Genomic DNA, 23,564 nt, shown 5'->3' on the forward strand with positions numbered 1-23,564 from the left:
CTATGCCAAATTTTATAGATGTCATCATTCCCATACCGTTAAAAAAACTGTTTACCTACAGCGTAACGCCGGCAGAAGCTAATTTTTTAAAACCAGGTGTTCGTGTGGCTGTACCCTTCGGAAAGTCGAAAATTTATACAGGGATTGTTTTTAAAATTCATACAGATGCGCCAACAGCTTATGAGGCTAAAGATATCCAGCAAATTTTAGATGAAGTTCCCGTTGTTAACCCAATGCAATTAAAACTTTGGCAGTGGATAGCCAATTATTATATGTGCACGCTGGGCGATGTTATGCGGGCGGCGTTGCCCAATGCTTTTATATTGGAAAGTGAAACGGTGGTTACCAAAAGCAAAGTGCAAACGGTAGATGAATCTAGTTTAAAAGACGATGAGTTTTTAGTGTTCGAAGCCTTGCAGCATCAATCGTCGTTGAAAATTCATGATATTTCCAATATTCTTGAAAAAAAGAATGTGTTACCGGTAATAAAGCGCCTTATTGAAAAGGAGATTGTTTCGGTTGACGAGGAGGTTTATGAAAAGTATAAACCCAAGTTGGTGAGGTACGTAAAATTGCACGATGATTTTTCAACAGAAAATAAGCTTCAAAGCCTGCTGGAAGACTTGAGTCGAGCGCCTAAGCAAAGTCAGGTGGTACTCACTTTATTTTCTATTTCCGCCAAAACAAAAAAACCTGTAAAAGTATCAGATTTAATTGAGGAAAGCGATGGTTCGTCTGCCATTATCAAAACATTAATCGATAAAGGTATTCTTCAAGAATATCATATTCAAACCGATAGGGTTGAGTATGTGGGCGGTGATACTGAAAGTTTAAAAACACTCAATGCGTATCAAGAAACGGCGCTAAGCGAAATAAAATCTGCTTTTGAAAACCATCACGTAACTTTATTGCACGGTGTAACCTCTTCCGGTAAGACCGAAATTTATGTTAAACTGATTGAGAAAGCCCTTAATGATAACAAGCAAGTTTTATATCTACTTCCAGAAATAGCCTTAACGGCCCAATTAATTAATAGACTTCAAGACTATTTTGGAGAGAATGTAGCGGTGTTTCATTCTAAATATTCATCCAATGAAAGGGTTGAGGTTTGGAACCATGTTTTAGAAAGTTCCGCGAAAGCGAAAATAATATTGGGTGCCCGTTCGTCGATATTTTTACCGTTTAAAAACCTAGGGCTAATTATCGTCGATGAAGAGCACGAGCAATCGTTTAAACAATTTGATCCTGCTCCACGCTATCATGCGCGCGACACGGCTGTTGTTTTGGGGAATATGCATCAGGCAAAAGTGCTTTTGGGTTCGGCGACCCCAAGTTTAGAAAGCTATTTTAATGCGAAACAAAACAAGTACGGTTTTGTAGAACTAAACCACCGGTACAACAACGTTATTATGCCCGATATTGAATTGGTGGATATTAAGGATAAACGCAAACGAAAGCAGATGAAAGGTCATTTTAGTGACCGGTTGTTGGAAGAAATTGCCGAAACTTTAGATTCAGGTCAACAGATTATATTGTTTCAAAACAGGCGTGGGTTTTCGCCTATTGTAGAGTGCAATACTTGTGGGCATTCGCCGCAATGTCCTAATTGCGATGTTAGTTTAACCTACCACCGGTATCGTAGCCAGTTGCGTTGCCATTATTGTGGCTACGTGATGGCCATGTTGCAAGACTGTATGGCTTGCGGTAGTCAAGAGTTGGATAGCAAAGGGTTTGGTACCGAGCAAATAGAAGAAGAGGTGAAAGTGTTGTTTCCAAAGCACAAAGTGGCCCGAATGGATTTAGATACTACCCGTGGAAAATATGGCTACGAAAAAATTATAACCGCTTTAGAGCAGCAGGAAATCGATATTTTGGTAGGGACACAAATGCTTACCAAAGGTTTGGATTTTAGGAATGTAAAACTGGTAGGCATTATGAATGCTGATAACATGCTGAACTTTCCCGATTTTAGAGCTCACGAGCGTAGCTTTCAGCTTATGGTTCAAGTATCGGGTAGGGCGGGGCGCACCGAAGAACGAGGCAAGGTATTGATACAGACCTATAATCCGCACCATAATATTTTGCAACAAGTTTCAACCAATAATTATATTGATATGTTTAATGAACAGATGAACGATCGTTATAATTTTAAATATCCACCAGTTTACAGGCAGATTAAAATTACCCTAAAACATAAAGATTACGATAGGGTTGAAAAGGCTTCGATTTGGTTTGGTAAGTCTTTACGGCAAATTTTTGGCGATTATGTTTTGGGACCAGAGTCGCCGCCAATTGCAAGAATTAGAAATCAATTCCATAAAAATATATTGGTAAAAATACCTAAGAAGCAGTCTTTACCAAAAACTAAAGAAGCTATTATTAAAGTAAATAATAGCTTCCAGAGTATAAAAGATTTTCGGTCGGTTAGGTTAGTTCTAAATGTCGATAACTTTTAAAACAAGAGGTTGGTGATTAAATATTATTTAATGCATCAACCAGCTGGGTTTTTTTGTTTCGACTTAGAGGAATTTCATAAGCGCCAACTTCAACATTTTTACTGTTAAACCTGTCGATTTTGTCAAGGTTTACAATGTAAGATTTATGTATTCTTAAAAATTTGCCTTCGGGTAATTCGGCTTCAAAAGCTTTCATGGTCGAAAGAACTACCAAGCTGTTTTCTTCAGTAACCAGCTTTACGTAATCACCAAGGGCTTCAATCCATTTAATGTCCTTAATATATACTTTACGTTTTTTAAGATTACTTTTCACAAAAATGTGCTCGCCATCTTCTTCGTTCATGTCTTGGGTCAATCTATGTTGTTCCAAGGCTTTTTCTACGGAAGTGTTAAAGCGTTCTTTTGTGATGGGCTTGTGCAAGTAATCGGTGGCATCGTAGTTGAATGCTTTAAAAGCATATTCTGTTTTACCGGTTACAAAAATAATTTGAGGTTTGTTGTTTAATACGTCTAAAAGTTCAAATCCATTAAGCACTGGCATTTCAATGTCTAAAAAGATAAGGTCTACTTGATGCGTATTTAAACCATTCTTTGTTTCTAGGGCACTACTGTACTCTGCAATTAAGTTTAGAGAAGGGTGATTTTCAACTAACTTAACAATAGAGAGACGTTGTATTGCTGAATCGTCTACTACTACACAGTTTAAAGTCATAACATTTGTATTATTTCGGTTAAGATATCGACAATAGTACGAATAATTCGGTTAAAAACCAAAAAACATCGTTAAAATACACTTTTTAACAAATTTTTAACATTTTTTGAGTGCTGTACTTTAGTGTTTAAAATAGGGCGGATAATGTTGTGTAATATATAGAATTTATTTATTTTTGCAGCCAATTTTTAACATTAAAAACGATTTTTATGAATCATTATGAAACTGTTTTCATCTTAAATCCCGTTTTATCTGAAGAACAGATAAAGGAAACAGTAAAGAAATACGAAGATTTTCTTGTTTCTAACGGAGCTAAGATGGTGGCAAAAGAAGATTGGGGGCTAAAAAAGTTGGCTTACCCAATACAGAACAAAAAAAGTGGTTTTTACCATTTGTTTGAGTACACCGTTGAAGGTGAGGTAATTAATGCCTTGGAATTAGAGTTTAGACGTGATGAGCGCTTTATGCGTTACTTAACTGTAAAGTTAGATAAGCACGCAGTAGCTTGGGCAGAGAGAAGAAGAGAAAAACTTAAAGTAAAAGCTTAATTATGTCATCAATAGAACAACAATCAAAAGGTAAAAAGGACGGAGAAATTAGATATTTAACGCCTTTAAATATTGAAACTACTAAGCAAAAAAAATACTGTCGTTTCAAAAAATCTGGAATTAAATATGTGGATTACAAAGATCCAGATTTCTTATTGAAGTTTGTAAACGAGCAGGGTAAAATTTTACCACGTCGTTTAACAGGAACTTCACTAAAGTATCAAAGAAAAGTGTCTGTTGCCGTAAAAAGAGCACGCCACTTAGCTTTAATGCCGTACGTAGCAGATTTATTAAAATAAAATACACATAACGATGGAACTTATATTAAAACAAGACGTTGAAAATTTAGGATTTAAAGACGATGTTGTAACAGTTAAGAGCGGTTATGGTAGAAATTTTTTAATTCCTCAAGGTCAAGCCATTTTGGCTACACCTTCTGCTAAAAAAGTATTGGCAGAAAACTTAAAACAAAGAGCTTTTAAAGACAAAAAATTAATAGAAGACGCTAACAAAACAGCCGAAGCTATTAAAGGATTGGATATTAAAATTACAGCAAAAGCTACCGAAGGAGCAACGGCTGGTGATAAATTATTTGGATCTGTAACCAAAGCCGATTTGGTTGAAGCTTTTGAAAAGGCAGGACATACAGTAGACAAAAAATTTGTAACCATTACTGGAGGGAACATCAAACGTTTAGGGCAGTACAATGCTGTTGTACGTTTGCACAGAGAAGTGATTTTCGATTTCCCTTTTGAGGTTATCGCACAGGCTTAATTGAGCTGAAATAAAATAGAAAGCCTCAACATTGTTGGGGCTTTTTTTATGACATTATAAAAATGAAATACAGAAGACTCACAAAAGAACAGTTTGAAGAATTACATCAAGAATTTATCAATTTCTTAGCAACGCAATCTATTACGCACGACGAATGGACCAATCTAAAAGCTAACAAACCAGAGTTGGCCGAAACAGAATTGGACGTTTTTAGCGATTTGGTTTGGGAAGGTGTTTTAAACCAAGCGAAATATTTAGAGCATTTTGCGCCCCAGCATATGTATCTGTTTAATTTAGATGAAGATAAAATGCACGCCATTGTGGTTAATGTGAAGAATGACGATATCGATATAACCACACAAGAAGGATATGATTGGCTACGGGAAAATTTAATGGATGAAAGTGTTGAGTTTTTACAGGCCGATAAAGAATATTCTGAAGATAAAAATGCCGATAAATTTAACATGATTGAGCAAGGCGCTGTCATAACCAAAGGTGAATTGTATCAATATTTTTATAAGCTTATAAATTAACGTCATAGCGAGGAGCGCATGCGACGCGCCTATGAGTTTATCGGTTGCTTGCCTATTTCAATGAAAAGATTGCCGTGCTTTTTTTCGTTAAAAAGCTCGCAATAACATCTTCATTAATTATTTTTGCAGAAACATTGTCATTCCTGCGCAGGCAGGAATCCACTTTAAATTTTATAATCAAAAAATGATACCGCTGGAGTCATCTTGAGCGGAGTTGAAAGACAGCACATATTATGGCCCAAAAACCAAGCATCCCAAAAGGTACCCGCGATTTTAATCCGGAGCAAGTAGCGAAAAGGAATTATATTTTTAACACCATTCGTGGTGCATTTGAAACTTTCGGGTTTCAGCCTATTGAAACGCCCAGTTTTGAAAACTCAGATACCTTAATGGGAAAATATGGTGATGAAGGTGATAGGTTGATTTTTAAGATTCTAAATTCTGGGGATTATTTGGCTAAAGCTGATAATGATGCTTACAATACAAAGGATTCAAATAAATTAACATCATCTATCTCCGAAAAAGCCCTCCGTTACGACCTTACTGTGCCTTTTGCCAGGTACGTGGTGCAACATCAAAACGAGATTGAATTCCCGTTTAAGCGGTATCAAATTCAACCAGTTTGGCGAGCCGATAGACCTCAAAAAGGTCGCTTTAGAGAGTTTTATCAATGCGATGCCGATGTGGTTGGGAGCGATTCTTTATGGCAGGAAGTGGAATTCATTCAATTATACGATACCGTTTTTTCAGCTTTAAAACTGGAGGGAGCTACCATAAAAATCAACAACCGAAAAATTTTATCGGGCATTGCAGAAGTAATCGGTGCATCCGATAAATTAATTGATTTTACCGTGGCGCTTGATAAACTCGATAAAATAGGTGAGGATAAGGTGAAAGAAGAGATGCGTTCAAAAGGTATTTCAGAATCGGGTATTTCAAAATTACAGCCGTTATTCACATTGTCGGGGAGTTTTGAGTCACAAATTGAAAGCTTAAAAGGTATTTTAAACACTTCTGAAGAAGGTAAAAAGGGTATTGAGGAACTAACTTTTATTAATAAAGCCATTTCAGAATTAGGCTTGACAACAGCTTTACTGCAATTAGACGTTACCTTAGCTCGTGGCTTAAATTATTATACTGGTGCCATTTTTGAAGTAGCTGCACCTAAGACAGTAAAAATGGGTTCGATAGGCGGTGGTGGACGTTACGATGATTTGACTGGTGTTTTTGGAATGAAAAACGTGAGTGGGGTAGGCATTAGTTTTGGTTTGGACCGTATTTATTTGGTGCTTGAGGAGTTGGGCTTATTTCCGGAAACCGTAAATAGAAATGTTGAGGTTTTGTTTATCAATTTTGGTGAACAGGAAGCTTTATTTAGTTTAAAAGCCATTAAGCAATTGCGCCAGCAAGGTGTTAATGCTGAGTTGTACCCAGATGCGGCCAAAATGAAAAAACAAATGAATCATGCCAACAAGCGTAATATCCCATTTGTGGTGATTGTGGGCGAAGAGGAGGTTAATTCAAATACCTATGCCTTGAAAAATATGGCTACCGGATCTCAAGAAAAAGTATCGTTAGAAACATTAGTGGCTACCATAAAAAAATCCTGAATTTGGTTCAGGACTTTTTTAAGTTAATATCTTGGATTTTTTATAGCAGTAATATTTGTTTGGTTATTTGGCCTAACTCAGTTTCTACAGTTACAAAAATTCGATTTGTAGATATTTGTTGAACCGGAATTTTTGTACGGTTGCTATTTACATTTTTAATGGTGTGAAGCTTTTGCCCCAGACTGTTGGAAATATTAATATCGCTTATTTTTACACCATTATTGGTGTCAATAAGAAGTTCTTTAAAGTTTCTTAAGTATTGTATTTTAGTATTTCTTAATATAGCGTCAGTTGTAGATAAGTTTTTGTTAGCCACATCATTGGTGGTGTTGGCTTTAAAAGCAATGTAAAATCTATCTAAATATTCACCTTTTTCAAATGCATTAGAGTAACTAGCATTGTTAATATTGGTATAGGTGTTCAGAAGTGCGTCAAAGACGTATACATTAATTGGATTTTCAAAACCTGTAGTCGTATCTAAATCGATTTTTATATCACCACTATTTCCCAAGAAAAGGCCTAACGGATATTTCTTTGTGTCGTCAAAGCTTCCAACACCCTGAATAACATAGCGTTTGTCTTCTATAATCCAGTTTAAATCATCAGGAAAAGAGTCGATATTAAGAGCATCATAGCCATAATCGACCCCATCTGTTGCGGTGTCATCAAGGGTAAACCCTAGTAATAAATGTCTAACATAACCGTTAGGCATTGTAAAATCAATCCGCACTCTTTGTATGTTGTCAGCCAAAACATCAGAACTGCTTGTTAAGCAGAATGTAATAACTAAACATAGAGTTATTAGTTTAAAATTTATTTTAGGTAGCATGGGTTAAGGTTTTAAGATTTGGTTTTCTTATTGCTAAGATAAATTTTAAACACCAAAAAACCTATGAAATACTTAAAAAATCGACGAAAGGTATTTTATGTAAGTGAATATTTAGGTTTAAAAACAAAAAGAAGGGCGACTTTATAAAGTCACCCTTCTTTTTTGTGTTCTTTTAATTTTTATTGATTTATAATAATTTTCTTGCTAGTGGTTCCTTCAGAAGTTATAATTTTTACTATGTAGTTACCTTCGCTTATGTTGAATACAGGAATATTAATGTTGTTAGAATCAAGAGCTATATTGGTGGCCTCCCAAGATTTAACAGTTTGTCCCAATACATTAATTAGATATACCTGTTTTACATTTAAACGATTAGGGGTTTTAATGTTTATTATGTGGTTATTATGTAAATAATTTACAGAAACCTGATTTATAGCTGCATCATCATCAATCGATAATGCGTGTTCTTTTTTGAAGGCAATGTAAAACCTATTGGTATAGTCCCCTGAATCTAAATCAATTGAGAAACTTAAATTATTTATTCTGGTGTAAGTTCCTAATAGGGCATCATATACATAAACTTTAGTGTTTGGGTCAAAGTTTTCCAAACTAGCTAAAGAAATTTCTATAGTCCCGTTTTTGCTCAAAAATAAACCAAGCTCACATTGTTTGTTTTCATCAAACGTTCCAAGGCCTTGTATTTCGAAAGATTTATTGTCAATACGCCAAACCAAATCGTTGGGTAATGTATTGTATTTTGGAGCGTCATAACCATAATCGATGCCATCGCCAGCAGAGCCATTGCTAACAAAGCCAAGAAGTAATTGCCTCATCGCTCCCTCAGGTGTTTTAAAATTAATTCGTAGGCGTTTTATTGCATCCGTTTGTTTTTTGTCGTTTTTAGCTTTAGGATTACTTGACTTAAAGAACACAGAGCCCGAGTTATCTGAGCTAACGGCTTCCCGTTGGAAAACACGTTGGTTGTTGTTAAAAACGATTTGCCCTCCAACTCCAGTACCGTAAGCTGTTGATGTAGCAGAAACAAAAAAGCCTTGCCCCACCGGAATATAACGTTCAGGGATTTTGGTTCCCTCGCCACCAATAATAACATAACCTTCTGCTGTTGGAGGAGGAGTTGTTGCTGCAATACCACCAATAAAATTTAAAACAGCGTAGCCTCCTAAGTAGTCTCTTAAAACGTGGGTGTTGTTACCTGGATAGTGTTCCCAAAAGTATAATGCCCCAGTAATAGTGCCGGCATTGTCAATAAGAAACTGATTAGCATCAATTGCTGATGGATATGGATTACCAATCAAGGCATCATAGCCAGGGTTTAATGGTGTGGTAATGGTTCCATTATTTGGCTTTCCAATAAACACATAGTTTTGGGTGCCTAAAGTGTATGGTATGTAATTTTTACCACTACCTTTCATGGTATATCCAAGCCCGGCAGCAAAGGTGCTGCTGTTACCTAGCCTTCTCCAAGCAGCATAAGTATTTGTGGTATGATTTTCGTAAGAATAAAGCCAACGTGTGCTCAGCGTTATTGGAGATGTACTTGGAGGGGTTTTAGCACTGGTCCATTGAATGTTTAAAGGTGCAGATGAGTTTGTGCCATCTCTCATAACACTATTAATATTTCTAGGGTTGTTGTTGGTACCCGTTACCTGTGGCCCAACAGGTAAGCCCCAGTAATTGTAGTTGTAAGGGTTGTTCGTACCTTGTTGGTCGCGTTCTATGTACCCACTACTATTTACGTCTAAAATACTTTCATTAAACTGTACTGTTGGGTTTCCAGAGCTATTGTAGCGTTTTTGAACTAATTGTGATTCTCCTACAAGATCAATTTGTCCATCTAATTTTAAATAATGGGTAACCCAAAGCCCGGTTCCTGGGGTGTTTTCATCTTGCGTCCCAGGGCTAGTAATAGTTAATTCATTAGATTCAACTAGTAGCCCAAGTAGTGTTATATCTTCAGACTCCGATACAAGATTATGACTTGTTCGTGCAATGTTCCAGTCTATTGTAGTGCCATGTTCTGTACTGTTTGGGATATGCCATACATTGCCATGGGTCCAAGTATTACTGTTGTTCCAATTGCCATTTTGTTTGGTAGTGTATGGTATAGGTGCATTTTCGGTTTGATTTGTAAAAATATTACGCAAACGACCAGTAACTCCCTTGTATGCCGTTAAATAACCACAATCCACAGCCATGCGGTAGTAGCCTTCTAGATTAGCCCAAGTGAGAAGGTTTTCTTCTGTGCCATCTTGATCTGTGTCTGGGCCGTATATTTTAGTAGGAATGACTTCTCCTTGTACATTACCTCCAAACTCCTTGATTTCCTGATTCATCATTTGTCTGATATGTTGTACATCTAGTGATTTATTCCAAATTCTAAACTCATCTACCCAACCATGGTAATAATCCACAGGGTCTCCAGGGGGATTTTGATCCATTGCGCCTAAAATAGCTTCAATATTGTTAGGGGTTAAATCAGGGGCGCTTCCTGGTATTGTGCCCGAAAGAACACCATCAACATAAATGTTATATTCGCTACCGTCAAATGTTACGGCAATGTGATACCATCTATTATTGTTAATGGTATTTGAAGATGGTAGAGAGCCGCTATCTCCAGCATTGTACCAACTAAAAGTTGGGGTGCTGCCATTCAAACTTAATGAATAACCACTGGTATTAACGTTAGCATCTTTTCTAGAGAAAATAACTTGAGAGCCATTAACATCTTCAGGTTTTAACCAAGCTTCAATACTAAATGGAGAATTTAAATTGTAGTTGTTTTTGAACGTAACATAGTCGTCAATACCATCAAAGTCTATATTGTTACAGTTATTGATTTCTACAGTTACCTCATCATAACATGCATTAGCATCATTTAGGGTCCATCTTAAAACATATGTTCCAGATTCTCCTGTGAACGTAGCATTTGGATCGGTGTTACTCGAGAATGTTGCTGAAGATCCGCAAGCACTTGAAGGTGCAGACTGTACAGACCAAGTACCGGTTACACCTGTGCCAGGGTAATCAGTCTCACCAGCACTTACATCAGGTACTTTGTAATTACCTGTGCCCGGACTAGCTTCCCAAGCACCATTATTATAATTGGTAACAGCCGAAACGGTATTGTCGTAAGCGTGCAATTGAATGGTAGATTCTCCACATTTTCCAGATGTAATCAAATGGTCGGCACCAGCGTAAGCTAAACTTGTATAAATACTGACAAATTCAGTGCCTTCATCTGTGTCGGCTCTACAGTCGTTCACCAATGCTGTAACACCAAATTCTCTTATTCCCGGTGTTTCTGGAGTTACAGTTACATCGTTGCCAATTTCTATTACATCTCCGTTCTCGTCAGTCCATTCTAAAATTTCATCAATTGGCGCATAAGGAAAACCAACATCATCAACTACCCATGTACTGTGAACATCAAAATTATTTGGGATATTGCCACAGGTATTGGTGGCACCATCAGGGAAGTAAGCATTATTGCACGTCGATGTTGATGCCGTACTATCAAAAATGAACTTGATTCTTAAACTTGGTTCGTTTAAGTAATCTGATAAATCAATTGAGGCAGGCTGGAAAGGGTCTGAGGTTGGTTGCTGACCTTGTGGTCCGCTACCACAACCGCCACTAGTTGCCAAAACAGAAAAACCAGAATTTTTACCAGAAGTAAGGTCGTCGTTTTGATCGGTGTTTAGTACGATGTCATAATTAGCACCGCCATCAAGAGATAGCCTAATTTCACCAAAAGCACCATCGCAGAAATAGAATGCTTGATAGAATTCGAGAATAGCTTCGCTGTCGGACATTCCTATCGTACTGAAAATAGGGGTTTCCATTTCTGTTCTAAAACCAATTCCGTTAGCAACAGCGAATTTAGTATTGTCTGTGGTGTCATAACGAATGCCTCCAAAAATTTTAGGGCCATTAGTTTCAAACCAATTGGCAGGATTGGAGTTATTTCCAGGAGCAGGTAAAGACTCTTCACCGTCTACCAACCAATCTTCAGGGTTGGCATAGTTAAAGTAACCGCCGCCTCCAAATTGGCCACCATATTCAAAAAAGCTAGAAGCAACAATGTCTACACCAGTGCCCAAACATATGTTGGTATTTGTTACACTTTCTATAACAGGAGGTTCATCTGGTGGTAAAAAGCGTATTAAAGCATATGGAGAAATTGAAGGGCAGTTACCTGATAGGATATAGGCTCTAACAATCGTTGTGCTTGTTAATCCGGTTACTGTTACAGTTGTTTGACCCGAAGTTCCAGCGACATCTTGCCAAGTTGTTCCTTGATCTGAAGATATTTGCCATATACTTATATTGCTTGCGTTGATGTTACTACCAGAAAGATCTAACGTTAATTGAACATCTCTGGAGACTAAAGAGCCACCAGGACAAGCAGTGACTTCGATTAAGTCGCTTGGTGGAACGGGGTTTTCTGGTGTTGGGTTGACAACTTCTCCAGTGATAGCTCCAGTTGATATGGTAGGCGGGTCTACGTTAATGGTTGTAGAACAACTGCTTGAATTCCCATTTACATCCGTTGCTGTAAGTGTTACGGTATTAATGCCCACGTTATTGCAATCAAACGAATTTGGGCTAACACTTATTGAAGCTATCCCACAAGCATCATTTGAACCATTATTTATTTGGTCTGGAGTAAGAGAAACCGTTCCTGTTACAGGGTCTAAAGTAACGGTTAAAGTTGATGGAGCAATGCAGATTGTATTGGGAGTTTCATTGTCTTCAACTTTTACGGTAGTTGTACAGGTATCTATGTTGCCGTTGGCATCTTGAACAGTTAAGGTAACAGTATTATCTCCAACATCATTACAATCAAAACTAGAAGGCGATACATTAACAGGTGTGGGTACGCCACAATTGTCAGACGATCCGTTTTCAATATCTAATACGTCTATATTAGCCATGCCGTTAACCAGTTGAACGGTGATAGGTTGGCAGACAGCTGTAGGGCTTGTAGTGTCATTTATATTAAACACATGGTCTACATCCGTTTCATTTCCACAATCATCAGTAATAGTGTAAGTTCTTGTAATCGTACCGTTATAGCTTTGTCCAGCAACGTTTCCTGTAGTTGAGGTTACGGTTAAATTAGTTATAGCAGTACAGTTGTCAGAAGCACTTGCTCCTGTAAGCGCATTAAATGCTGTTATTGTTGTTACGGCGGCTGGTATATCTTCAGCGCATTGTAGTGCAGTAGCTGTTGGGGCTGATACTGTTGGTGGCGTGGTATCTTCAATAGTAAATGTTGCCTGGGCCGAGATATCGTTACCGCACTCATCAGTTAGAGTGAAAGTCACGGTTTCCGAACCGGTAGCCCCGCACAGGTCGCTAAGACCGGCACTGTTATGTGTTACGGTAGCGTTACCACAAGAGTCAGAACCAGAGAAGCTGGTGAGCCAAGCGGCAAATGCACCGCTAGGGTCAGCGGTACCGTCACATTGTACGGTCATATCGCTAGGGGCCACGTCCCAAGTGGGGTCGGTGGTATCTTCAATAGTAAATGTTGCCTGGGCCGAGATATCGTTACCGCACTCATCAGTTAGAGTGAAAGTCACGGTTTCCGAACCGGTAGCCCCGCACAGGTCGCTAAGACCGGCACTGTTGTTTGTCACGGTAGCGTTACCACAAGAGTCAGAACCAGAGAAGCTGGTGAGCCAAGCGGCAAAAGCACCGCTAGGGTCAGCGGTACCGTCACATTGTACGGTCATATCGCTAGGGGCCACGTCCCAAGTGGGGTCGGTGGTATCTTCAATAGTAAATGTTGCCTGGGCCGAGATATCGTTACCGCACTCATCAGTTAGAGTGAAAGTCACGGTTTCCGAACCGGTAGCCCCGCACAGGTCGCTAAGACCGGCACTGTTGTTTGTCACGGTAGCGTTACCACAAGAGTCAGAACCAGAGAAGCTGGTGAGCCAAGCGGCAAAAGCACCGCTAGGGTCAGCGGTACCGTCACATTGTACGGTCATATCGCTAGGGGCCACGTCCCAAGTGGGGTCGGTGGTATCTTCAATAGTAAATGTTGCCTGGGCCGAGATATCGTTACCGCACTCATCAGTTAGAGTGAAAGTCACGGTTTCCGAACCGGTAGCCCCGCACAGGTCGCTAAGACCGGCACTGTTGTTTGTCACGGTAGCGTTACCACAAGAGTCAGAACCAGAGAAGCTGGTGAGCCAAGCGGCAAAAGCACCGCTAGGGTCAGCGGTACCGTCACATTGTACGGTCATATCGCTAGGGGCCACGTCCCAAGTAGGGTCGGTGGTATCTTCAATAGTAAATGTTGCCTGGGCCGAGATATCGTTACCGCACTCATCAGTTAGAGTGAAAGTCACGGTTTCCGAACCGGTAGCCCCGCACAGGTCGCTAAGACCGGCACTGTTGTTTGTCACGGTAGCGTTACCACAAGAGTCAGAACCAGAGAAGCTGGTGAGCCAAGCGGCAAATGCACCGCTAGGGTCAGCGGTACCGTCACATTGTACGGTCATATCGCTAGGGGCCACGTCCCAAGTAGGGTCGGTGGTATCTTCAATAGTAAATGTTGCCTGGGCCGAGATATCGTTACCGCACTCATCAGTTAGAGTGAAAGTCACGGTTTCCGAACCGGTAGCCCCGCACAGGTCGCTAAGACCGGCACTGTTGTTTGTCACGGTAGCGTTACCACAAGAGTCAGAACCAGAGAAGCTGGTGAGCCAAGCGGCAAAAGCACCGCTAGGGTCAGCGGTACCGTCACATTGTACGGTCATATCGCTAGGGGCCACGTCCCAAGTAGGGTCGGTGGTATCTTCAATAGTAAATGTTGCCTGGGCAGTAATATCGTTACCGCACTCATCAGTTAGAGTGAAAGTCACGGTTTCCGAACCGGTAGCCCCGCACAGGTCGCTAAGACCGGCACTGTTGTTTGTCACGGTAGCGTTACCACAAGAGTCAGAACCAGAGAAGCTGGTGAGCCAAGCGGCAAATGCACCGCTAGGGTCAGCGGTACCGTCACATTGTACGGTCATATCGCTAGGGGCCACGTCCCAAGTAGGGTCGGTGGTATCTTCAATAGTAAATGTTGCCTGGGCCGAGATATCGTTACCGCACTCATCAGTTAATGTGAAAGTCACGGTTTCCGAACCGGTAGCCCCGCACAGGTCGCTAAGACCGGCACTGTTGTTTGTCACGGTAGCGTTACCACAAGAGTCAGAACCAGAGAAGCTGGTGAGCCAAGCGGCAAAAGCACCGCTAGGGTCAGCGGTACCGTCACATTGTACGGTCATATCGCTAGGGGCCACGTCCCAAGTAGGGTCGGTGGTATCTTCAATAGTAAATGTTGCCTGGGCAGTAATATCGTTACCGCACTCATCAGTTAGAGTGAAAGTCACGGTTTCCGAACCGGTAGCCCCGCACAGGTCGCTAAGACCGGCACTGTTGTTTGTCACGGTAGCGTTACCACAAGAGTCAGAACCAGAGAAGCTGGTGAGCCAAGCGGCAAAAGCACCGCTAGGGTCAGCGGTACCGTCACATTGTACGGTCATATCGCTAGGGGCCACGTCCCAAGTGGGGTCGGTGGTATCTTCAATAGTAAATGTTGCCTGGGCAGTAATATCGTTACCGCACTCATCAGTTAATGTGAAAGTCACGGTTTCCGAACCGGTAGCCCCGCACAGGTCGCTAAGACCGGCACTGTTGTTTGTCACGGTAGCGTTACCACAAGAGTCAGAACCAGAGAAGCTGGTGAGCCAAGCGGCAAAAGCACCGCTAGGGTCAGCGGTACCGTCACATTGTACGGTCATATCGCTAGGGGCCACGTCCCAAGTAGGGTCGGTGGTATCTTCAATAGTAAATGTTGCCTGGGCAGTAATATCGTTACCGCACTCATCAGTTAATGTGAAAGTCACGGTTTCCGAACCGGTAGCCCCGCACAGGTCGCTAAGACCGGCACTGTTGTTTGTCACGGTAGCGTTACCACAAGAGTCAGAACCAGAGAAGCTGGTGAGCCAAGCGGCAAATGCACCGCTAGGGTCAGCGGTACCGTCACATTGTACGGTCATATCGCTAGGGGCCACGTCCCAAGTGGGGTCGGTGGTATCTTCAATAGTAAATGTTGCCTGGGCCGAGATATCGTTACCGCACTCATCAGTTAGAGTGAAAGTCACGGTTTCCGAACCGGTAGCCCCGCACAGGTCGCTAAGACCGGCACTGTTATGTGTTACGGTAGCGTTACCACAAGAGTCAGAACCAGAGAAGCTGGTGAGCCAAGCGGCAAATGCACCGCTAGGGTCAGCGGTACCGTCACATTGTACGGTCATATCGCTAGGGGCCACGTCCCAAGTAGGGTCGGTGGTATCTTCAATAGTAAATGTTGCCTGGGCAGTAATATCGTTACCGCACTCATCAGTTAGAGTGAAAGTCACGGTTTCCGAACCGGTAGCCCCGCACAGGTCGCTAAGACCGGCACTGTTGTGTGTCACGGTAGCGTTACCACAAGAGTCAGAACCAGAGAAGCTGGTGAGCCAAGCGGCAAATGCACCGCTAGGGTCAGCGGTACCGTCACATTGTACGGTCATATCGCTAGGGGCCACGTCCCAAGTGGGGTCGGTGGTGTCTTCAATAGTAAATGTTGCCTGGGCAGTAATATCGTTACCGCACTCATCAGTTAGAGTGAAAGTCACGGTTTCCGAACCGGTAGCCCCGCACAGGTCGCTAAGACCGGCACTGTTGTTTGTCACGGTAGCGTTACCACAAGAGTCAGAACCAGAGAAGCTGGTGAGCCAAGCGGCAAAAGCACCGCTAGGGTCAGCGGTACCGTCACATTGTACGGTCATATCGCTAGGGGCCACGTCCCAAGTGGGGTCGGTGGTGTCTTCAATAGTAAATGTTGCCTGGGCAGTAATATCGTTACCGCACTCATCAGTTAATGTGAAAGTCACGGTTTCCGAACCGGTAGCCCCGCACAGGTCGCTAAGACCGGCACTGTTGTTTGTCACGGTAGCGTTACCACAAGAGTCAGAACCAGAGAAGCTGGTGAGCCAAGCGGCAAAAGCACCGCTAGGGTCAGCGGTACCGTCACATTGTACGGTCATATCGCTAGGGGCCACGTCCCAAGTAGGGTCGGTGGTATCTTCAATAGTAAATGTTGCCTGGGCAGTAATATCGTTACCGCACTCATCAGTTAGAGTGAAAGTCACGGTTTCCGAACCGGTAGCCCCGCACAGGTCGCTAAGACCGGCACTGTTGTTTGTCACGGTAGCGTTACCACAAGAGTCAGAACCAGAGAAGCTGGTGAGCCAAGCGGCAAAAGCACCGCTAGGGTCAGCGGTACCGTCACATTGTACGGTCATATCGCTAGGGGCCACGTCCCAAGTGGGGTCGGTGGTGTCTTCAATAGTAAATGTTGCCTGGGCAGTAATATCGTTACCGCACTCATCAGTTAGAGTGAAAGTCACGGTTTCCGAACCGGTAGCCCCGCACAGGTCGCTAAGACCGGCACTGTTGTTTGTCACGGTAGCGTTACCACAAGAGTCAGAACCAGAGAAGCTGGTGAGCCAAGCGGCAAAAGCACCGCTAGGGTCAGCGGTACCGTCACATTGTACGGTCATATCGCTAGGGGCCACGTCCCAAGTGGGGTCGGTGGTGTCTTCAATAGTAAATGTTGCCTGGGCAGTAATATCGTTACCGCACTCATCAGTTAGAGTGAAAGTCACGGTTTCCGAACCGGTAGCCCCGCACAGGTCGCTAAGACCGGCACTGTTGTGTGTCACGGTAGCGTTACCACAAGAGTCAGAACCAGAGAAGCTGGTGAGCCAAGCGGCAAAAGCACCGCTAGGGTCAGCGGTACCGTCACATTGTACGGTCATATCGCTAGGGGCCACGTCCCAAGTAGGGTCGGTGGTATCTTCAATAGTAAATGTTGCCTGGGCAGTAATATCGTTACCGCACTCATCAGTTAGAGTGAAAGTCACGGTTTCCGAACCGGTAGCCCCGCACAGGTCGCTAAGACCGGCACTGTTGTTTGTCACGGTAGCGTTACCACAAGAGTCAGAACCAGAGAAGCTGGTGAGCCAAGCGGCAAAAGCACCGCTAGGGTCAGCGGTACCGTCACATTGTACGGTCATATCGCTAGGGGCCACGTCCCAAGTGGGGTCGGTGGTATCTTCAATAGTAAATGTTGCCTGGGCCGAGATATCGTTACCGCACTCATCAGTTAGTGTAAAAGTCACGGTTTCCGAACCGGTAGCCCCGCACAGGTCGCTAAGACCGGCACTGTTGTTTGTCACGGTAGCGTTACCACAAGAGTCAGAACCAGAGAAGCTGGTGAGCCAAGCGGCAAAAGCACCGCTAGGGTCAGCGGTACCGTCACATTGTACGGTCATATCGCTAGGGGCCACGTCCCAAGTAGGGTCGGTGGTATCTTCAATAGTAAATGTTGCCTGGGCAGTAATATCGTTACCGCACTCATCAGTTAGAGTGAAAGTCACGGTTTCCGAACCGGTAGCCCCGCACAGGTCGCTAAGACCGGCACTGTTGTTTGTCACGGTAGCGTTACCACAAGAGTCAGAACCAGAGAAGCTGGTGAGCCAAGCGGCAAAAGCACCGCTAGGGTCAGCGGTACCGTCACATTGTACGGTCATATCGCTAGGGGCCACGTCCCAAGTAGGGTCGGTGGTATCTTCAATAGTAAATGTTGCCTGGGCCGAGATATCGTTACCGCACTCATCAGTTAATGTGAAAGTCACGGTTTCCGAACCGGTAGCCCCGCACAGGTCGCTAAGACCGGCACTGTTGTTTGTCACGGTAGCGTTACCACAAGAGTCAGAACCAGAGAAGCTGGTGAGCCAAGCGGCAAAAGCACCGCTAGGGTCAGCGGTACCGTCACATTGTACGGTCATATCGCTAGGGGCCACGTCCCAAGTAGGGTCGGTGGTATCTTCAATAGTAAATGTTGCCTGGGCAGTAATATCGTTACCGCACTCATCAGTTAGAGTGAAAGTCACGGTTTCCGAACCGGTAGCCCCGCACAGGTCGCTAAGACCGGCACTGTTGTTTGTCACGGTAGCGTTACCACAAGAGTCAGAACCAGAGAAGCTGGTGAGCCAAGCGGCAAAAGCACCGCTAGGGTCAGCGGTACCGTCACATTGTACGGTCATATCGCTAGGGGCCACGTCCCAAGTGGGGTCGGTGGTATCTTCAATAGTAAATGTTGCCTGGGCCGAGATATCGTTACCGCACTCATCAGTTAGTGTAAAAGTCACGGTTTCCGAACCGGTAGCCCCGCACAGGTCGCTAAGACCGGCACTGTTGTTTGTCACGGTAGCGTTACCACAAGAGTCAGAACCAGAGAAGCTGGTGAGCCAAGCGGCAAAAGCACCGCTAGGGTCAGCGGTACCGTCACATTGTACGGTCATATCGCTAGGGGCCACGTCCCAAGTGGGGTCGGTGGTGTCTTCAATAGTAAATGTTGCCTGGGCAGTAATATCGTTACCGCACTCATCAGTTAATGTGAAAGTCACGGTTTCCGAACCGGTAGCCCCGCACAGGTCGCTAAGACCGGCACTGTTGTTTGTCACGGTAGCGTTACCACAAGAGTCAGAACCAGAGAAGCTGGTGAGCCAAGCGGCAAAAGCACCGCTAGGGTCAGCGGTACCGTCACATTGTACGGTCATATCGCTAGGGGCCACGTCCCAAGTAGGGTCGGTGGTATCTTCAATAGTAAATGTTGCCTGGGCAGTAATATCGTTACCGCACTCATCAGTTAGAGTGAAAGTCACGGTTTCCGAACCGGTAGCCCCGCACAGGTCGCTAAGACCGGCACTGTTATGTGTTACGGTAGCGTTACCACAAGAGTCAGAACCAGAGAAGCTGGTGAGCCAAGCGGCAAAAGCACCGCTAGGGTCAGCGGTACCGTCACATTGTACGGTCATATCGCTAGGGGCCACGTCCCAAGTAGGGTCGGTGGTGTCTTCAATAGTAAATGTTGCCTGGGCAGTAATATCGTTACCGCACTCATCAGTTAGAGTGAAAGTCACGGTTTCCGAACCGGTAGCCCCGCACAGGTCGCTAAGACCGGCACTGTTGTTTGTCACGGTAGCGTTACCACAAGAGTCAGAACCAGAGAAGCTGGTGAGCCAAGCGGCAAAAGCACCGCTAGGGTCAGCGGTACCGTCACATTGTACGGTCATATCGCTAGGGGCCACGTCCCAAGTAGGGTCGGTGGTATCTTCAATAGTAAATGTTGCCTGGGCAGTAATATCGTTACCGCACTCATCAGTTAATGTGAAAGTCACGGTTTCCGAACCGGTAGCCCCGCACAGGTCGCTAAGACCGGCACTGTTGTTTGTCACGGTAGCGTTACCACAAGAGTCAGAACCAGAGAAGCTGGTGAGCCAAGCGGCAAAAGCACCGCTAGGGTCAGCGGTACCGTCACATTGTACGGCCATATCGCTAGGGGCCACGTCCCAAGTAGGGTCGGTGGTGTCAACAACCGTAATAGTTTGAGTATAATATGTAGCAGAAGTATTCCCAGCATCGTCTGTAACAACCCACGTATTGGTGAAAGTACCGGCTTGCGGACAGGAACCCTCTACAAATGCCCCTGAAGTTTTAACAGGAGTAAGTGAAGTGTCACAATTATCGGAAGCAACAGGAACTAAAGATTGAGCATTTGTAAGAGCAGTAGTGTCATCGCAATCTACAGTTCTATTAAGGTCTCCTGCTACGGTATCCCATATTGGTGCATCAGTATCACTAACGTTAAAAGTTCTTGTTTCTACGTTGGTAGCTCCTGCTGTGGTTGTTATTTCAAGCGAGACCAAATATTCACCTTCTATTGTAGGAGTGAATGTAGCAGTAGTAGTTTCATTTTCATCAGCAAGTGTATTTGATGGAGGGGTAGGTGTTAAAGTTGTTATTGTTGCAATATTTCCATCAGAATCTAGAAGAGTCCATTCAAAGGTTACATTGGTTTCGGTTCCAGTTCCGGTATAACCACCTGTTAAATTGATAGGGTCACAGCTGGATACATCTATTGGATCAGAAGGAGGAACTGTAATCATAGCATTAACATTACCACCAGATGCAACTACTTCTCCAAAAGTATAGACTGTTCCGCCACTACCTGAACAAGCGGCATATTTACTGGAACCAATATAAATTTCATTATTGTTGTTGCAGGTCCCAGCTGTTAAACTTCCACCATTATCAATAGTAATAACAGAAGCGGCATCAGGTAAATCCAATCGGACTTTTGTTCCTAAAAAACTTAATGTGCCCCCGTTTATATTAAGTGACAGGGTAGATAAAGTAATTGTATTGGGAGTTCCTGGCGGATCTAATATTAGTGTGCCATTCACTATAACATCTCCCATAGATTCTGTGGTTAAATTTAAACCAACAGTTATTGTATTAGCAGCATCTATGGTTACTATATTTGTACCTGCAAGTTCCCCTGGGTAAGATGTAGCTGCAACCCAAGCAGAACCATTGTAGTACTCCCAAGTAGATAAAGTGGTCCAATTACCATCTTGAACAGATCGATAATCTCCTGAGGTGTCAGCCAAAATTAAAGCAGTGGTTAAGGATTTAGAATTCGTATTTATGGAATATTCAGTCTTCACCAACTCACGCTCTATGAAATGCACGTAATCAGAAAGCGCTCCGTAATAGATGGAGGTAATTTGTGTTGTATTATTATTAGGACGTTTTGTTACATAATTAGTAACAGCATTTAAGTGCACGCTTATAAAAAATAAGCATATTAAAGCGGTTATGTTCTTGAAGTAATTGTGCTTCATAATTATTTTACGTAATGGGGCTTTCTGACTTTATTCAATAACTATAATCTTGTCTTAGAGCTATTTGAGCTCAAAGACAAATTATTAAGGGTCTAACTGCTTATTAATCAATAATTATGAGGGAGGTTACAAAACTATGTTAATAATGGCTTTTAGTTAAAAATACTCGTTGAAATACATTTTTAATCTTTGGTCTGTATTAGCATAATTGTTTCTTATGGATTAATCGTTTTTAATAATTCTTTTCTAAAATTATTTATGCGGCTAATATAAAATTTTTTTTGTTTTTTATCGATAAAAAACAAAAAAATACGACAAAATACATAATTTTAATATTTTAGGTCTTGCGGGCAAAAGCATATTTGTAAGATAAATGCTGTTTTTTTTATTGTTTTCATTCTTTTAGTTTCGGATTGTTGATAGTGATACTTGTTCTTTTGTTTGTGTTGAATGTATATAGGTTTGCTGCGGTCTCAAAATCGCCTGTACTTAATGAGGTTTTTGTGAATGTGATTTCAAATCTATTTGTATCCTCTGGGGGTAGAGAAATACAGTGGTCGAGTTCCTGAAAATTGTGGTAAGAGCTTAATTTTTAAGAAGAATTAAGAATAATTAAGAGGAATTAAAAGGAAATTGCTTAGCAATAAAGTTATCGATAGCTTGGCTAATGTGCTTTGAAGTGTTAATTCTTCAGTATATTTCCTTTTTTTTTTTTTTTAGGCTTTAAGAATGTCGAGTCGCTTTTTGAGCTGAAATTATTTATTGTTTAGAATCCTATTGGTTTTTAAACAATAAATCTCCATCCATAAAGGATTGGATTGAGCGGTTCAAGTTGGCGTTTCATACAGCAGAAAAAAGCTTTGCCTGCAAGGAAATAGCTCTTTAAGGTGGTTTTGTTTCAGAAGACGTGAATGCTTGAGATTGTGAATAGCGATTAACATCAATAAACTTATACTTAATATAACGCTAGTAAACTTTTGTTATTAAGAATAGGTTTGTTTATGAGAGTTTAATATTGGACAAATTGTTTGATGTAAAACTAATTAGCCAAGAAATAAAAGAAATACGATGAAATGTATTGATTTTGGTCTTATGAGTATTAAAAATAATAGTTGAAAAGCTTATTTTAAAGGTCTCAATCATGGTCTGTGCATAAAAAATTAAAAGGATAGGCCTAGAAACAAAATATATCTTTTATATTCGATACTTTTAAAAGCGAAAAAGGGGGTGTCTTAACCCTTATTGTGCAATTGTGTTATTCATTTTGTATGATTAACAGTTTTGTTGGCAATTAGGTGAAAAGTTTAATTAAGAAATGTTAAGAGCGAATTTTTTGAATTTCAAAGCAAGATTAAGCCAAAAAATATTTATATTTCAACTTAATTCCCTTATTTTTGCGTAATCGATTACACTATCTAAATTATAAACAATTTTAAATTATGAAAAACTATAGCATGCGTTACGCTTCTAGTCCAGAAGCAGTAAAAAAATATGATACACAGCAATTACGCGAAGAATTTTTAATTCAAAATTTGTTTAAAGAGGATGGTATAGAATGGGTTTATACACATTACGACAGATTTATGGTAGCAGGAGTTGTTCCTGTTAAAACAAGTGTGAAACTAGAAGCAATTGATCCTTTAAAGGCTTCTTTTTTCTTAGAAAGAAGAGAAATGGGAATCATTAATATTGGTGGAGCAGGAACCATAACTGTTGATGGTACAGCTTATGATATAGATAACAAAGAAGCTCTTTACTTGGGGCAAGGCAATAAGGATGTTGAGTTTTCAAGTAAGTCAGCTAACCAGCCGGCCCAATTTTATATCAATTCAACACCAGCTCACAAAGCATATCCTAATAAAAAAATAGGAAAAGGCGATGTTGAAACTATTGAATTAGGTTCTCCAGAAACAGCCAATGCGCGTACATTAAGAAAATATATTGTAAACAGTGTTGTTGATGTTTGCCAATTGCAAATGGGTATGACGTCTATAAAAACAGGAAGCAGCTGGAATACCATGCCAGCCCATGTTCACGATAGAAGAATGGAAGTTTACTTCTATTTTGAAGTACCGGAAGACCAAGCTGTTTGCCATTTTATGGGTGAGCCAACAGAAACGCGTCATATTTGGATGGCCAATAATGAGGCTGTAATTTCTCCGCCATGGTCAATTCACTCAGGTTCAGGTACAAGCAATTACAGCTTTATTTGGGGTATGGCAGGTGAAAACTTGGATTACGGTGATATGGACGTTTGTAAAATAAACGAATTAAGATAATTC

At 41.9% G+C, this 23,564-nt stretch carries 10 protein-coding genes; 7 read left to right on the top strand and 3 right to left on the bottom strand.

The window, feature by feature from the left end; genetic code table 11:
- Positions 1-2: 2 nt before the first annotated feature.
- The gene (gene priA / locus GSB9_03038) at positions 3-2,456 is read left to right on the top strand and encodes a primosomal protein N' (GenBank protein UKM66448.1); all 2,454 of its coding nucleotides are present in this window, start codon (positions 3-5) and stop codon (positions 2,454-2,456) included.
- Between the two features lie 16 nt (positions 2,457-2,472).
- Here the strand turns inward: priA and GSB9_03039 are convergent, their stop codons facing one another.
- Complete coding sequence (locus tag GSB9_03039) at positions 2,473-3,168, bottom strand: LytTR family DNA-binding domain-containing protein (protein ID UKM66449.1); 696 nt, start codon at positions 3,166-3,168, stop codon at positions 2,473-2,475.
- Between the two features lie 209 nt (positions 3,169-3,377).
- On the opposite strand from GSB9_03039, the gene rpsF reads away from it, so the two are divergent.
- The 5 genes from rpsF (at position 3,378) to hisS (ending at position 6,633) form a co-directional block, all read left to right on the top strand.
- Positions 3,378-3,716: a 30S ribosomal protein S6 gene (gene rpsF / locus GSB9_03040; GenBank protein ID UKM66450.1), complete on the top strand. Its 339-nt coding sequence runs from the start codon at positions 3,378-3,380 to the stop codon at positions 3,714-3,716.
- Positions 3,716-4,015 carry a 30S ribosomal protein S18 gene (gene rpsR / locus GSB9_03041; GenBank protein UKM66451.2) on the top strand — a complete coding sequence of 100 codons (300 nt, stop codon included), beginning with the start codon at positions 3,716-3,718 and terminating at the stop codon, positions 4,013-4,015. Before rpsF ends, rpsR begins: the two co-directional genes overlap by 1 nt.
- A gap of 13 nt (positions 4,016-4,028) precedes the next feature.
- Positions 4,029-4,490: a 50S ribosomal protein L9 gene (rplI, locus tag GSB9_03042; GenBank protein ID UKM66452.1), complete on the top strand. Its 462-nt coding sequence runs from the start codon at positions 4,029-4,031 to the stop codon at positions 4,488-4,490.
- Positions 4,491-4,552: 62 nt separating this feature from the next.
- Positions 4,553-5,023, top strand: a complete 471-nt coding sequence (locus tag GSB9_03043; protein UKM66453.1) for a DUF6495 family protein — start codon at positions 4,553-4,555, stop codon at positions 5,021-5,023.
- 233 nt (positions 5,024-5,256) lie between these two features.
- Positions 5,257-6,633 (top strand): histidine--tRNA ligase, encoded by a 1,377-nt coding sequence (hisS, locus tag GSB9_03044; protein ID UKM66454.1) that lies wholly within the window; start codon positions 5,257-5,259, stop codon positions 6,631-6,633.
- A gap of 40 nt (positions 6,634-6,673) precedes the next feature.
- Here hisS and GSB9_03045 read toward each other — a convergent pair whose 3' ends face one another.
- Both GSB9_03045 and GSB9_03046 read right to left on the bottom strand, forming a co-directional pair.
- Positions 6,674-7,384, bottom strand: coding sequence for a hypothetical protein (locus GSB9_03045; GenBank protein ID UKM66455.2), 711 nt, complete (start codon positions 7,382-7,384; stop codon positions 6,674-6,676).
- Between the two features lie 257 nt (positions 7,385-7,641).
- Entirely contained in the window at positions 7,642-21,282 is a 13,641-nt protein-coding gene (locus GSB9_03046) for a T9SS type A sorting domain-containing protein (GenBank protein UKM66456.1), read from the bottom strand.
- A gap of 1,439 nt (positions 21,283-22,721) precedes the next feature.
- On the opposite strand from GSB9_03046, the gene kduI reads away from it, so the two are divergent.
- A complete protein-coding gene (gene kduI, locus GSB9_03047) occupies positions 22,722-23,561 on the top strand; it encodes a 5-dehydro-4-deoxy-D-glucuronate isomerase (GenBank protein UKM66457.1) in 840 nt (279 codons plus the stop codon).
- Positions 23,562-23,564: the final 3 nt, after the last annotated feature.

The organism is Flavobacteriaceae bacterium GSB9 (assembly GCA_022749295.1).
Classification (GTDB): domain Bacteria; phylum Bacteroidota; class Bacteroidia; order Flavobacteriales; family Flavobacteriaceae; genus Flavisericum.

Bases quoted from the DNA above. Each gene is read 5' to 3' on its own strand.
- GSB9_03043 (UKM66453.1), top strand. From the start codon at position 4,553: ATGAAATACAGAAGACTCACAAAAGAACAGTTTGAAGAATTACATCAA.
- kduI (UKM66457.1), top strand. From the start codon at position 22,722: ATGAAAAACTATAGCATGCGTTACGCTTCTAGTCCAGAAGCAGTAAAA.
- rplI (UKM66452.1), top strand. From the start codon at position 4,029: ATGGAACTTATATTAAAACAAGACGTTGAAAATTTAGGATTTAAAGAC.
- GSB9_03046 (UKM66456.1), bottom strand. From the start codon at position 21,282: ATGAAGCACAATTACTTCAAGAACATAACCGCTTTAATATGCTTATTT.
- GSB9_03039 (UKM66449.1), bottom strand. From the start codon at position 3,168: ATGACTTTAAACTGTGTAGTAGTAGACGATTCAGCAATACAACGTCTC.
- rpsF (UKM66450.1), top strand. From the start codon at position 3,378: ATGAATCATTATGAAACTGTTTTCATCTTAAATCCCGTTTTATCTGAA.
- hisS (UKM66454.1), top strand. From the start codon at position 5,257: ATGGCCCAAAAACCAAGCATCCCAAAAGGTACCCGCGATTTTAATCCG.
- priA (UKM66448.1), top strand. From the start codon at position 3: ATGCCAAATTTTATAGATGTCATCATTCCCATACCGTTAAAAAAACTG.